We start from the raw sequence: 13,309 nt of genomic DNA on the forward strand, positions 1-13,309 counted from the left end.
CGACGCGATTGCGGTGGTGTTCGAAGACGAGTCGTTGACGTATGCGCAGTTCGATGCGCGGGTCAATCGGCTTGCGCGGTATCTGATCTCGCGGGCTGTGGGTCCGGAGACGACGGTGGGGCTGGAGATGCGCCGGTCGTTGGATCTGCTGGTGGGGATGTATGCGATCGTGCGGGCGGGCGGCGCCTATGTGCCGATCGATCCGGATCAGCCTGCCGAGCGGAATGGTTTCATTGTGGAGTCGGTGTCGCCGGTGTTGGTGGTGTCGACGTCGCGGGACGGGTTCGAGCTTCCCGGTTCCGATTCCGGGTCCGGGTCGGTGCCGGTGGTGTCGATCGACACGCTGGATCTTTCGAGCGTTGCGGCCGGTCCGGTGTCCGATGATGAGCGGATTGCGCCGGTGCGGCCGTCGAATACGGCGTATGTGATTTTCACGTCGGGGTCGACGGGCCGGCCGAAGGGTGTGGCGGTCTCGCATGGGGCGATTGTCAATCGTCTCGAGTGGATGCAGCACGAATACTCGCTCACCCGAGATGATGTGGTGTTGCAGAAGACGCCGTTTACGTTCGATGTGTCGGTGTGGGAGTTTTTCTGGCCGTTGGGTGTGGGTGCGCGGTTGGTGATGGCTGCTCCGGACGGTCATCGGGATCCGGCCTATCTGGCGACGGTGATGGCCGAGCGTTCGGTGTCGGTGGCGCATTTTGTGCCGTCGATGTTGGCGGTGTTCGTAACCGAGGCCGGGGTCTCGGATCTGTCGGGTCTGCGCTACGTGTTTGCTTCGGGTGAGGCGTTGTCGCCGTCGTTGGCGGCGCGGACGCGTGCGATGCTTCCGAATGCTGCGGTGCACAATTTGTATGGTCCGACCGAGGCCGCGGTGGATGTGACGTTCCACGAGGTGACCTCGGCCGATACCGTGTCGGTTCCGATCGGTGCGCCGGTGTGGAATACGCAGGTGTTTGTGCTCGACAGCCGACTGGCGCCGGTGCCGGTGGGTGTGGCGGGTGAGTTGTATCTGTCGGGTGTGCAGTTGGCTCGTGGGTATGTGGGTCGGCCGGATTTGTCGGCGGAGCGTTTTGTGGCGTCGCCGTTCGGGGCGGGTGAGCGGTTGTATCGCACGGGTGATCTGGTGCGGTGGACCGGCGACGGTGAGTTGGAGTACATCGGTCGTACCGATTTTCAGGTGAAGTTGCGGGGGTTGCGGATCGAGCTCGGTGAGATCGAGGCGGCGTTGGTGTCGCACGAGTCGATCGCTCACGCTGTGGTGGTGGTGTCGGCCTTTGATCTCGGGGATCAGCTGGTGGGTTATGTGGTGCCTGTTGCGGGCGAGACTGTGGATCGTGACGAGTTGGCGGGGTTTGTCTCGGGGTTGTTGCCCGCGTATATGGTGCCGTCGGTCTTGATGGTGCTCGATGAGTTGCCGTTGGGTTCGTCGGGCAAGTTGGACCGCAAGGCGTTGCCTTCCCCTACCTTCGAAGCTCGCGAGTTCCGGGCGCCGCAGACAACCGTCGAACAGAGTGTGGCGTCGACGTTTGCGGACGTGTTGAGCCTCGAGCGTGTCGGTCTCGACGACAACTTCTTCGCCCTCGGAGGCAACTCCCTGGTCGCGACGCAGGTCGCCAGCCGGCTGCAGAAGGAGACGGGGGTCGAAGTTCGGGTCCAGTGGTTGTTCACCGACTCCTCGGTAGCTGCACTCGCGCACCGCATCGAAACCGATGCCGGGAGCGAGGAGGACTTCGATCCGCTCACGGACGGCGCCGTACAGGTTCTGCTGCCGTTCCGTACGCACGGTTCCGGAAACCCGTTGTTCTGCATCCATTCGATGTACGGACTCGCGTGGACCTACTCGGGCCTGACCGGATTCGTGGACGATCGGCCCCTGTACGGGATACAGACGCGCGCACTGTCGGACAACGACTACCTTCCCGGAACCATCGCGGAGATGGCGGACGACTATCTCCGGGAGATCAGGACGGCGCAGCCCGAGGGACCGTACAACCTGATGGGATGGTCGCTCGGAGGAGTGGTGGCACACGAAGTCGCCGTGAAGTTGCAGAAGCAGGGCGAGTTCGTGGAAAGCCTCGTGATGCTGGACAGCCACTGGGATCTCGAGGCAGCGGAGTTCCGCCGTGCCATTCGCGCCAACCTCGCACAGATCGGCGTGATGCTCGAGGACTCGGACGATGTGGCTGCCCTGTCCGACGAACACATCCGAAGACTCTGGGACACGATGGCACAGGACGTGACTGCGCTCAGCGCGCTCACCCTCGAGCGTTTCCGCAACTTGTACCGAAGCGCCGTCCGATCGGGACAACTGATCGCATCGCATCTCCCGGGAACGTTCGACGGTGACATCCTGTATTTCAGTGCAGCCAACCATCCGCCCGCCCGGCACGGAGCGGCGAAGCGGTGGGCTCACCTCGTGACCGGACATGTCACCGATGTACCGATCGACTTCAGCCACGACGACATGACCTCGACGGAGGCGCTCGCGGAGATCGGCCCCGTGCTCGACCACTACCTCAAACGGAATGTGGTGTAACAAGTTGCCGCTGGAATGCGACGCATGTAACTGTACGTAGGCTGCGATCGGGTACGTTCCGTTCGTACTCGCCTCGGACGAGGCGCCGTTGATGTCGACCACGCTGTCCAACCCGAAAAAGGTGAAAGAACCGTATGAAGCATCCGAGACGAGGATCCGGACGACTTCGCGTCCTGACTGCAGGCGCAGCATGCGCGTTGTTCTCTTCCGCTCTGCTGGTCTCCCCGGCAGCGGCTGATCCGGTCGCGGACACCCTGCAGCCGCTCGAGTCGGTGACGAGCGAGAACGGATCGCACATCAGCCGCATCGAAAAGTACGACGAGCAGCAGTTGCTGGTCTACGTTTACTCGGCCTCGATGGACAAGGAAATCCTGCTCGACGTATGGCGTCCGGCAGACATCAGTGAACCGCGCCCCACGCTGTACCTGCTCAACGGTGCCGGTGGCGGAGAAGACAGCGCGACGTGGCGTTACCGTACCGACGCCATCGACTTCTTCAAGGACAAGAATCTCAACGTCGTCTCGCCGGTCGGTGGTAAGTGGAGCTACTACACCGACTGGAATCAGGAGGACCCGGCCCTCGGCGTGAACAAATGGGAGACCTTCCTGACCAAGGAGGTTCCTCCGCTGATCGATGCGGCGCTGGGAACCAACGGTGTGAACGCGATCGCCGGTTTGTCCTCATCGGGTACCTCGGTGCTCCAGCTCGCGATCGCGGGCGGGGGTCTCTACAAGGGTGTGGCCGCCTACAGCGGATGTGCGCAGACCTCCGATCCGATCGGGCAGGAGTTCGTCAAGATCACCACCGAGGTGTGGGGCGGGGGCGACACTCGCAATATGTGGGGTGAAACCGACGATCCGACCTGGGTGGAGAAGGACCCGTACGTCAACGCCGAGAAACTTCGGGGTCTCGAGCTCTATATCTCCAACGGCAACGGACTGCCCGGACAGTACGACACCCTCTACGGCCCGGAGATCGACGGCAAGGTGGAGATTCTCGCCAATCAGGTGGTCGTGGGCGGTGTCATCGAAGCCGCGACGAATTACTGCACTCACAATCTTCGCGACCGGCTCGACGAGCTGGACATCCCCGCGACCTACAACTTCCGTGACTCCGGCACTCATTCGTGGAAGTACTGGCAGGACGACCTGAAGGATTCGTGGCCTGTGCTGCAGAAGGCCCTCGGCATCTGACATCGGCTGTGAACGCGTGAAGCCTCTCCCACATCTGGGAGAGGCTTCACTGCTTCCGGTCCCCTGGGCTGCCGGCTCCCGTGCGCACTATTCGGGAATCCGGCGTCGTCAGCCGTCCCGCGCTGCGCGTCGGTATCCCCGGATCGCAGGCACGAGGAACACTGCGACCGCGCCGAGCGACCACGCAAGCGTTTTCACGAACGGTTCGGCCACCGGCCCGCCGATCGCCAGCGCGCGCATCGTGTCGATTGCGCACGACATCGGCTGGTTGGCCACGATCGGCTGGAGCCAGGTCGGGTAGGCCATCACCGGCACGAATCCCGAGTTGAAGAACATGAGCATCGTGCAGACGATCGACACCAGTTCGACCAGGGGAATTCGTCCGGGAACGGTTGCCAGCACCGTCACCATCATCGCGAAGCCGATACCGAAGATCAGCGGCACCACGAAAAGCAGGACGGAAGCGCCGAGGCCCTGGGTGAACCGGAAACCCATCACCATCCCCGCGGCGACGATCACGAGCGAGGTCACGAAGACTCGTATCGTCTCTGCCATGAGGCGGCCCACGAGGCCGGCCGAACGATGGATCGGCAGGGTGTAGAAGCGTCCCAGCAGTCCGGAGTCGCGCTCGGCGCGCAGCCCGACCGCGCTCACCACCGACCCGAACATCGCGCCGACCAGCACGATCATGGGAACGGTACCGAAGATCGACGATTGCCCGGTCGCGGCGGTGATGCTGTCCCCGAGCACGATCCGGAACATCACCAGCGTCAGCGCCGGGTAGATCAACGCCTGGATCAGAGTTACCGGATCGCGCGCCCACCGCAGCAGGAGGCGCCCGCACTGCAACCGGCTGTGCTCCCACAACGCGGGGAGAGAGTTCTCGTCCCGCGCATGGTCGGCTGCCGGGTACACAACCGTGCCGTTCGGGCGTGATTCGACGGTGTCGCTCATCCGCTCACCCCCTCCTCGTCGTGGCCCAGAGAGCTGCCGGAAGACAGACCACAGCGAGCCCGATCATCCAGAACGCACTCGGCCTGAAGACTTCCCATGTCACGCCGTCCTGCGCCATGTCGCGCATCGCGAAGGAGAACTGCGAGATGGGCTGGTTGCGGACGAACGGCCTGATCCATTCGGGAAAGCCGCTCTCGGGCACGAATCCGCATGAGAGCATCCCGAGGATCAGTTGTGGGAGTGTCAGCGCCTGAGACGTCGCCTCCGGGCTCTTGGACAGGCTTCCGATCGCGTCGGCGCCCAGGCACAGCAGAACACTGATGGCGAGTGCGGTCGCGCAGAACAAGGCCGCCTGGCCGAATCCCGCCGAGAACCGGAAACCGATCGCATAGCCGAATCCGATGGCCGCAATCAGCGACACGATCGACCGGACCGTCCCGGCCGCCAATCTGGCCAGCATCGGTATCCCAGCCACCACCGGCATCGTCTGCATTCGTGTCGTCAGTCCGGTCGATGCCTCCGACGCAGCAAGCTGAGCCGCGGAGATCGCGGTGAACGCCATGGACTGCAACACGATGATCGGCATCAGGAACTGCGCGTAGTCGATGCCCTGGAGCTGCATCACGAACTTGAGAGGTAGGTAGAACCCGAGTCCGAAGACGACCGGCGCTATCACCGCGACCACGAGTTCGCCGTTGCGCGCCATCGTCCGCAGCGCGCGCGTGGTCAGCACCCACCATTGCTTCGAGGCGGCGGGCGCGATCCGGCGATGGTCTCCTCCGGGGCTGTCGCCCGAACCCGGAGTGGACGAGCCGGTCGACGGAGGGTCGGGGAGCGGCGCCCGATCGGTGCGTGTCGTCACGGTAGTTCCCCCGCCACCGCCGCCTCCGGTCGTTCTCCGGCGGACGGGTCCGCCGGCGACTCACCCGGTACGGGCGTCGCGGTGTGTCCGGTGAGACGCAGGAACACATCGTCGAGCGACGGCCTCCGAAGCCCGATATCTGCGAGGTCCACGTCGAGCGGTTCGAGGCGCCGAAGAGCCTCGGTGAGGGTCGCGGCGCCGTCGGGTGCCGGGATCGAGATCCTGTCCTCGTCTCCTTCGGTCCCGAGGGGGAACGCCGCGCGAGCGTCCGGCGGCACCATGTCACCGAGCGCCTGCGCGATGGCCGGGAGGGCGCGGGGCTCGACCGGCACGATCTCGCAGAAGCTGCCTCCTGCCGATGCCTTGAGCTGGTTGGCTGTGCCCTCGGCGATGACGGTGCCCTTGTCGATCACGATGATGTTGTCGCTCAGTACATCCGCCTCTTCGAGGTACTGGGTCGTCAGGAGCACCGTGATCCCCTGGTCCTTGAGCGCCGACACCAGCGCCCACACGCCCTGCCGGCTCCGCGGATCGAGTCCCGTGGTCGGCTCGTCGAGAAAGACCACCTCCGGGCGGACCACCAGTCCGCAGGCGATGTCGACGCGGCGTCGCATGCCGCCGGAGTAGCCTTTCACCGGGCGGCGAGCGGCTTCGACCAGATCGAACTGGCGGAGGAGGTCGTCGGCGCGCCGCTTCGCCGATGCGTTGTCGAGACCCATCAGCCGGCCGAAGAGCACGAGGTTCTCCCGGCCCGTGAGCGTGTCGTCGAGCGCTGCGAACTGGCCGGTCATCATGATGGATCGGCGCACCGCCGCAGCGTCGGTGACGACGTCGTGTCCCGCAACGACCGCTCGCCCGGAAGTGGGGCGCAACAACGTCGACAGGACCTTGACCATCGTGGTCTTTCCGGCTCCGTTGGGTCCCAGAATGGCGAGGACACGCCCCGCAGCGGCAGTGAAACCGATCCCGTCGAGGGCCTCGACATCGCCGAAAGACTTGTGCACGTCCTCCACGAGGACTGCCTGACCATGACTGTTCAGCATCACACTCCACCGTCGAACTCGGTCCCGCCCTGCATCGGGACTTCGTCTTCCCGCCGGCGGCGGTGCCGCCGACCATGACGGATGCGCTGCCGTCGAGAGGCGATGTTACCGGCGTCACTGCAACGAGGCGGGTCCAATGGTGTATCGGCGGGCCTCTGGCAACGGATGGTGGGAGGAATCGAGCCGCCGCGCCGTTTTCGAGACAAGATCACAACGGGACACCCCCGACCGGCGAATCCGGCCGATCCGTGGTCTTCTGGGGGCGTGGCAGTCCCAGTAACGCGTCGGCAGTTGATCGGGGGAGCGGCGGGCGGACTGGTCGCCTGGGGTTCGGTCTCGGCCGGTGCCTCTCGGGCCGCGCGGCACAGGCTGCCGGAGCCGGAGACGGTCACCGCCGGCGATCCCGCGCTGATGAGCGCCGTGGACGCCGCTGCGCTCCTGCGCGCCGGCCGGTTGCATCCCCGCGAGTTGCTCGAGTCGTGCCTCACCCGCACCCGCGCGTTCGACGGTGACATCGGTGCCTGGGTGCGGCTCTATCCAGAACTCGCGTACGAGGCGGCGGATGCGGCGGGGGAGCGTCTCGCCCGCGCGCGACGCGAGCAGACGCACATCTCCCCGTTGTGCGGGCTGCCGATCGCGCTCAAGGACATCTTCGCGGTATCCGGTCTGCCGTTGACCGCGTCGAGCCGGGTGCTCGAGGGCAACATCGCAGCCGGTCACTCGGGGGTGTGGCGGAGGCTCGACGAGGCCGGCGCGGTACTCGTGGGTCACACGCACACCGACGAGTTCGCGATCGGGGTCACGACCCCACAGGTCGGCAACCCCTGGAACACGAGATTCTCGCCCGGGGGCTCTTCGGGAGGCAGTGCAGCCGCTCTCGCGGCGCGCTTCGTGCCCCTCGCTCTGGGCAGTGACACCGGAGGCTCGGCACGACTGCCCGCCAGTGCCTGCGGAGTCTCGTCGATCAAACCCACCTACGGGGCGATCACGTCGTACGGCATGATCCCGCTCACCTGGACCCGAGACCATGTCGGGCCGATGGCGCGCAGTCTCGGAGACGCGGCCCTGCTCATGTCCGTGCTCGCGGGACCGGACGCCGACGATCCGATCACGTCCCTCGGGCGCCCGGTTCCGGAGGGCGGATACCCGCTCGCCGCTCGCGGCGGGGCGGCGCCTCTCTCCGGAATCAGGATCGGGGTACCGGTCGATTCCCGTCCCGCACCCGTGGCCGCGGTGCAGCGGGTCGTCGACGGATTCCTCGACGTCGTACGTTCGCTCGGCGCTGTGACCGTGCCGGTGACCATGCCGCCTCTGCCGTCGTCGCTCGCGACGGGCGATCAGGTGGAGATGGGCTCCTACCATCAGCAGTTCGCAGATCGGCTCGGGCTGTACCGGCCGGACAAGGCGGTGATGGTGTCCGCGGCCGTCGCGTCGCTGGGGGTGCCCGTCGGTGACTACCTCCAGTTCGAACGCGACCGGCTCCGCTACCAATCGGAGTACAACCGGATGTTCGCCGATCAGGATCTCGATGCCATTGCGGTGGCGGGGTCCGCGGTCGACGGTGCGCGTCGCGACGAGTTCCTCGGCGTCAGCGTCACGGCGGGTGTGGTGGGCGACGTGCGGTGGGCGAACTACGCGGGCGCGCCCGTGGTGACGCTTCCGGCGGGGCGGTCGGGGGACACGGGGATGCCGGTCGGGGTGCAACTCGGCGCCCGCCCCTGGCAGGATGCCGAACTCATCGCAATCGGCCTGGAAGTTCAAGCAGCAGTACCGTTTTGGCTTGACGAACCGGTGCTCGTGCCCGCGATCGCTCGTGTGCCCGAGGTGGGGAGGGCGCAGCCGGGGCCGGGGCCCGATCCCACCAACACCTTCGGCGCGGCGGCGCCGTTGCGCACGCCCGCGATGAATCCGGTGGGGTAACCGGCGCCCGGTTGCCGGGTGAGCGAGACCACGAAGGGCGCCGAGTTGAACTCTCGCGTGGACTCCTGCATACTGGTCGGGTTGCCTTGACCGGGCCATGGGTTGTTTCGCGGCTCGGATCGGGAAATCGTGACAGTCGCTGATCGGCCCGAGGGTTGGTTGCGGCCACAATGCAAGACGGAAGCAGTACCAGCGTGCGCTCGTATGAGTGCATTCGGTCCCGTTCTTTGCGGTGTCGAAGCCCAGAGCTTCGTCGCCGGGGAATGAGCGACTGGGCGACACGCCCGACCGCGTGGACCGGAGAACAATGACAGATGAACAGCGGCAGCGGATCGGGTGACCCCGGCTCGCAATGTGTATTCCAGTGCTGTTCTCTGTCGCCGTTCCCCTGGGGAACTGTGCAGACGAGGTGGTTCCCGGCTTGATCGGGTGCTACGAAACGCGGCAAGAAAAGGACACTAAGCGTGGCGGGACAGAAGATCCGCATCAGGCTCAAGGCCTATGACCACGAGGCGATCGACGCATCTGCGCGCAAGATCGTCGAGACGGTCACCCGTACGGGTGCCCGCGTGGTCGGCCCGGTGCCGTTGCCTACAGAAAAGAACGTGTACTGCGTCATTCGTTCGCCGCACAAGTACAAGGACTCGCGCGAGCACTTCGAGATGCGTACCCACAAGCGGCTGATCGACATCCTCGACCCGACGCCGAAGACTGTCGACGCGCTCATGCGCATCGACCTTCCGGCGAGCGTCGATGTCAACATTCAGTGAGCTTCGGAAGACGCAGCGGAGATAACACATGACTAACCAGATCAAGGGAATCCTGGGCACCAAGCTCGGCATGACCCAGGTCTTCGACGAGAACAACCGGGTCGTTCCGGTGACCGTCGTCAAGGCCGGACCGAACGTGGTCACGCAGGTTCGCACCGAGGAGCGCGACGGCTACAACGCCGTGCAGCTCGCGTTCGGTGCCATCGCGCCTCGCAAGGTCAACAAGCCCGTCCGCGGCCAGTTCGACAAGGCCGGCGTGACCCCGCGCCGCCACCTCGTCGAGCTTCGCGTCGAGGACACCTCGGACTACGAGGTCGGCCAGGAGCTCACCGCAGAGGTTTTCGAGGACGGCGCATTCGTCGACGTCACCGGCACCTCCAAGGGCAAGGGCTTCGCCGGCACCATGAAGCGTCACGGCTTCGCGGGCCAGGGTGCCTCGCACGGTGCGCAGGCTGTGCACCGTCGTCCGGGTTCCATCGGTGGCTGCGCCACCCCGGGCCGCGTGTTCAAGGGCACGCGCATGTCCGGCCGGATGGGCTCCGACCGCATCACGACGCAGAACCTCTCGGTCCACAAGGTGGATGCCGAGAACGGTCTGCTCCTGATCAAGGGCGCGATCCCCGGCCGTAAGGGCGGCCTCGTGATCGTCAAGACTGCAGTGAAGGGTGGTGCACGGGCATGAGCACCGAGACCGCAACCAAGCTGACACTGGACGTCAAGGCGCCCGGTGGCCAGTCCAACGGCACCGTCGATCTCCCCTCGGAGATCTTCGACGCTCCCGCGAACATCGCGTTGCTGCACCAGGTCGTCGTCGCACAGCTTGCGGCGGCTCGCCAGGGCACGCACTCCACGAAGACTCGTGGCGAGGTCCGCGGCGGCGGCAAGAAGCCGTACCGCCAGAAGGGCACCGGCCGCGCCCGCCAGGGTTCGACCCGTGCACCGCAGTTCGTCGGTGGCGGCGTCGTCCACGGCCCGCAGCCGCGCGACTACTCGCAGCGCACCCCCAAGAAGATGAAGGCTGCCGCTCTCCGCGGTGCCCTCTCCGACCGGGCACGCAACGAGCGCATCCACGTGATCACCGAACTCGTCGCGGGTCAGACCCCGTCGACGAAGAGTGCTCGCACGTTCCTCGGCGAAATCAGCGACCGCAAGAAGGTCCTGCTCGTCGTCGGCCGTGAAGACGTGGCGGCGTGGAAGTCGGTGCAGAACCTTCCGAACGTCCACGCGCTCGCGCCGGATCAGCTGAACACCTACGACGTGCTCTACAGCGACGACGTCGTGTTCAGCGTCGAAGCGCTGAACGCGTTCATCCACGGCCCGGCAGAGTCCGGCCAGGAATTCAAGGAGGAGACCAAGTGAGCACGATCGCCGATCCGCGCGACATCCTGCTGGCTCCCGTCATCTCCGAGAAGTCCTATGGACTGATGGAAGACGGCACGTACACCTTCCTGGTTCACCCGGACTCGAACAAGACGCAGATCAAGATTGCCGTCGAGAAGGTCTTCGGCGTCAAGGTGACCAGCGTCAACACCGCGAACCGTCAGGGCAAGCGCAAGCGGACCCGCTCCGGTTACGGCAAGCGCAAGGACACCAAGCGCGCGCTCGTGACCCTGGCCGCCGACAGCAAGCCCATCGAGATCTTCGGAGGCCCGGTCGCGTAGCGATCGGAACTCTCGAGAGATAGAGGACGAGAAGACTCATGGCAATCCGTAAGTACAAGCCGACTACGCCGGGCCGTCGTGGCGCCAGCGTGTCGGACTTCGCCGAGATCACTCGGTCGACGCCCGAAAAGTCGCTGGTTCGCCCGCTTCACGGTCGTGGTGGACGTAATGCGCACGGTCGCATCACCACCCGGCACAAGGGTGGCGGCCACAAGCGCGCCTACCGCCTGATCGATTTCCGTCGCAACGACAAGGACGGAATCCCGGCGAAGGTCGCTCACATCGAGTACGACCCCAACCGCACCGCTCGCATCGCGCTGCTCCACTACGTGGACGGCGAGAAGCGCTACATCATCGCCCCCAAGGGCCTGATGCAGGGTGCTCCGGTCGAGTCCGGCCCCACGGCCGACATCAAGCCGGGTAACAACCTGCCGCTGCGCAACATCCCGACCGGTACCACCATCCACGCAGTCGAGCTGCGTCCGGGTGGCGGCGCCAAGATGGCACGTTCCGCCGGCGCGAGCATCCAGCTCCTCGGTAAGGAAGGCACCTACGCCACGCTGCGTATGCCGTCCGGTGAAATCCGTCGCGTCGACGTGCGCTGCCGCGCCACCGTCGGCGAGGTCGGCAACGCCGAGCAGTCGAACATCAACTGGGGTAAGGCCGGCCGTATGCGGTGGAAGGGCAAGCGCCCGACCGTCCGTGGTGTCGTGATGAACCCGGTCGACCACCCGCACGGTGGTGGCGAGGGCAAGACCTCGGGTGGTCGCCACCCGGTCAGCCCCTGGGGTAAGCCGGAAGGCCGTACCCGCAAGAACAAGGCGTCCGACAAGCTCATCGTCCGTCGCCGCCGTACCGGTAAAAAGCGCTAGTCAAGGAGGGAGTTAGAGAATGCCACGCAGCCTCAAGAAGGGCCCGTTCGTCGACGACCACCTCCTGGCGAAGGTCGACGTCCAGAACGAGAAGGGCACCAAGCAGGTCATCAAGACCTGGTCGCGCCGTTCCACGATTCTGCCGGACTTCATCGGTCACACGTTTGCCGTCCATGACGGACGCAAGCACGTGCCGGTGTTCATCTCGGATTCGATGGTCGGCCACAAGCTCGGTGAATTCGCACCGACCCGTACGTTCAAGGGCCACATCAAGGACGACCGGAAGAGCAAGCGTCGATGAGCACTGAAACCACAACCAACAGCGCTCGGGCTGTTGCGCGCCACGTGCGCGTAACCCCGATGAAGGCGCGCCGCGTCGTCGACATCGTTCGCGGTAAGTCCGTCGAGGAAGCCCTCGCAATCCTCAAGTTCGCGCCGCAGGCCGCGGCCGAGCCGGTCGCCAAGGTGATCGCCTCTGCTGCTGCGAACGCGCAGAACAATTACAACCTCGACCCCAGCACGCTCGTCGTCGCGACGGCGTATGTGGACGAGGGTGCGACCCTGAAGCGGTTCCAGCCGCGTGCCCAGGGCCGTGCGTTCCGAATCCGCAAGCGGTCGAGCCACATCACCGTGATCGTGGAAAGCGTCGCATCTCGGTCGGGTTCGACTCGCAACCGCCGGAAGGGAGCTCAGTAGTGGGCCAGAAGATCAACCCGCACGGCTTCCGTCTGGGCATCACCACCGACTGGAAGTCGCGTTGGTACGCAGACAAGCAGTACGCGGAATACGTCAAGGAAGACGTCGCGATCCGTAAGTTCCTGGCCTCCGGCCTCGAGCGTGCAGGCATCGCGAAGGTCGAAATCGAGCGCACCCGTGACCGTGTGCGTGTGGACATCCACACCGCACGCCCGGGCATCGTCATCGGTCGCCGCGGCGCCGAGGCCGATCGCATTCGCGCCGAGCTCGAGAAGCTGACCGGTAAGCAGGTCCAGCTGAACATCCTCGAGGTCAAGAACTCGGAGTCCGAGGCTCAGCTGGTGGCGCAGGGCGTCGCCGAGCAGCTCTCGAACCGTGTTGCCTTCCGTCGGGCGATGCGCAAGGCCATTCAGTCGGCCATGCGTCAGCCCAACGTCAAGGGCATCCGCGTGCAGTGCTCGGGCCGCCTCGGTGGCGCCGAGATGTCGCGCTCGGAGTTCTACCGTGAGGGTCGGGTTCCGCTGCACACGCTGCGTGCGGACATCGACTACGGCCTGTACGAGGCCAAGACCACCTTCGGTCGTATCGGCGTGAAGGTCTGGATCTACAAGGGCGACATCGTTGGTGGCCGTCGTGAGCTCGCTGCTGCTGCAGCTGCTCCCGCCGACCGTCCGCGTCGTGAGCGTCCCAGCCGCCCGCGTCGTTCCGGCGCGTCGGGCACCACGGCGACGAGCACCGACGCCGGCCGCGCAGCCTCGGCCGACGCCCCCGCTTCGACTGAGAACAAGGAGGGCTGACG

14 protein-coding genes are annotated in these 13,309 nt (G+C 65.5%); 11 read left to right on the forward strand and 3 right to left on the reverse strand.

Annotation, left to right across the window (positions count from 1 at the left end; genetic code table 11):
* Nucleotides 1–2,539 (forward strand): amino acid adenylation domain-containing protein (locus tag ACFWBU_RS16700; RefSeq protein ID WP_378528778.1); only part of this gene is annotated, 2,539 nt, incomplete at its 5' end.
* Between the two features lie 134 nt (nucleotides 2,540–2,673).
* Complete coding sequence (locus ACFWBU_RS16705) at nucleotides 2,674–3,732, forward strand: alpha/beta hydrolase family protein (protein WP_169619977.1); 1,059 nt, start codon at nucleotides 2,674–2,676, stop codon at nucleotides 3,730–3,732.
* A 108-nt stretch (nucleotides 3,733–3,840) separates the two neighbouring features.
* On the opposite strand, the gene ACFWBU_RS16710 is transcribed toward ACFWBU_RS16705, so the two are convergent.
* The 3 genes from ACFWBU_RS16710 to ACFWBU_RS16720 are packed head-to-tail and all read right to left on the reverse strand — an operon-like array spanning nucleotide 3,841 to nucleotide 6,591.
* Nucleotides 3,841–4,686, reverse strand: a complete 846-nt coding sequence (locus ACFWBU_RS16710) for an ABC transporter permease (RefSeq protein ID WP_378528779.1) — start codon at nucleotides 4,684–4,686, stop codon at nucleotides 3,841–3,843.
* A 4-nt stretch (nucleotides 4,687–4,690) separates the two neighbouring features.
* Nucleotides 4,691–5,548 (reverse strand): ABC transporter permease, encoded by an 858-nt coding sequence (locus tag ACFWBU_RS16715; protein WP_169619975.1) that lies wholly within the window; start codon nucleotides 5,546–5,548, stop codon nucleotides 4,691–4,693.
* On the reverse strand, nucleotides 5,545–6,591 hold the full coding sequence (locus ACFWBU_RS16720; RefSeq protein ID WP_378528780.1) for an ATP-binding cassette domain-containing protein: 1,047 nt from the start codon (nucleotides 6,589–6,591) through the stop codon (nucleotides 5,545–5,547). The genes ACFWBU_RS16715 and ACFWBU_RS16720 overlap by 4 nt, the downstream gene beginning before the upstream one ends.
* A gap of 411 nt (nucleotides 6,592–7,002) precedes the next feature.
* Here ACFWBU_RS16720 and ACFWBU_RS16725 point away from each other — a divergent pair, with 411 nt between their 5' ends.
* The 9 genes from ACFWBU_RS16725 (at nucleotide 7,003) to rpsC (ending at nucleotide 13,307) form a co-directional block, all read left to right on the forward strand.
* A complete protein-coding gene (locus ACFWBU_RS16725) occupies nucleotides 7,003–8,511 on the forward strand; it encodes an amidase (protein WP_378528793.1) in 1,509 nt (502 codons plus the stop codon).
* 464 nt (nucleotides 8,512–8,975) lie between these two features.
* Entirely contained in the window at nucleotides 8,976–9,281 is a 306-nt protein-coding gene (rpsJ, locus tag ACFWBU_RS16730) for a 30S ribosomal protein S10 (protein ID WP_003938093.1), read from the forward strand.
* Nucleotides 9,282–9,309: 28 nt separating this feature from the next.
* Entirely contained in the window at nucleotides 9,310–9,963 is a 654-nt protein-coding gene (gene rplC, locus ACFWBU_RS16735; protein ID WP_169619973.1) for a 50S ribosomal protein L3, read from the forward strand.
* Nucleotides 9,960–10,640: a 50S ribosomal protein L4 gene (gene rplD / locus ACFWBU_RS16740; RefSeq protein WP_169619972.1), complete on the forward strand. Its 681-nt coding sequence runs from the start codon at nucleotides 9,960–9,962 to the stop codon at nucleotides 10,638–10,640. The genes rplC and rplD overlap by 4 nt, the downstream gene beginning before the upstream one ends.
* On the forward strand, nucleotides 10,637–10,942 hold the full coding sequence (gene rplW / locus ACFWBU_RS16745) for a 50S ribosomal protein L23 (protein WP_072813738.1): 306 nt from the start codon (nucleotides 10,637–10,639) through the stop codon (nucleotides 10,940–10,942). The genes rplD and rplW overlap by 4 nt, the downstream gene beginning before the upstream one ends.
* A 38-nt stretch (nucleotides 10,943–10,980) precedes the next feature.
* Nucleotides 10,981–11,814 (forward strand): 50S ribosomal protein L2, encoded by an 834-nt coding sequence (rplB, locus tag ACFWBU_RS16750; protein WP_169619971.1) that lies wholly within the window; start codon nucleotides 10,981–10,983, stop codon nucleotides 11,812–11,814.
* A 19-nt stretch (nucleotides 11,815–11,833) separates the two neighbouring features.
* A complete protein-coding gene (rpsS, locus tag ACFWBU_RS16755; protein ID WP_072699610.1) occupies nucleotides 11,834–12,115 on the forward strand; it encodes a 30S ribosomal protein S19 in 282 nt (93 codons plus the stop codon).
* The gene (gene rplV / locus ACFWBU_RS16760; protein ID WP_169619970.1) at nucleotides 12,112–12,510 is read left to right on the forward strand and encodes a 50S ribosomal protein L22; all 399 of its coding nucleotides are present in this window, start codon (nucleotides 12,112–12,114) and stop codon (nucleotides 12,508–12,510) included. The genes rpsS and rplV overlap by 4 nt, the downstream gene beginning before the upstream one ends.
* Nucleotides 12,510–13,307, forward strand: a complete 798-nt coding sequence (gene rpsC / locus ACFWBU_RS16765) for a 30S ribosomal protein S3 (RefSeq protein WP_072699608.1) — start codon at nucleotides 12,510–12,512, stop codon at nucleotides 13,305–13,307. Before rplV ends, rpsC begins: the two co-directional genes overlap by 1 nt.
* Nucleotides 13,308–13,309 lie beyond the last annotated feature (2 nt).

This window comes from Rhodococcus sp. NPDC060084 (assembly GCF_042730335.1).
Lineage (GTDB): Bacteria > Actinomycetota > Actinomycetes > Mycobacteriales > Mycobacteriaceae > Rhodococcus.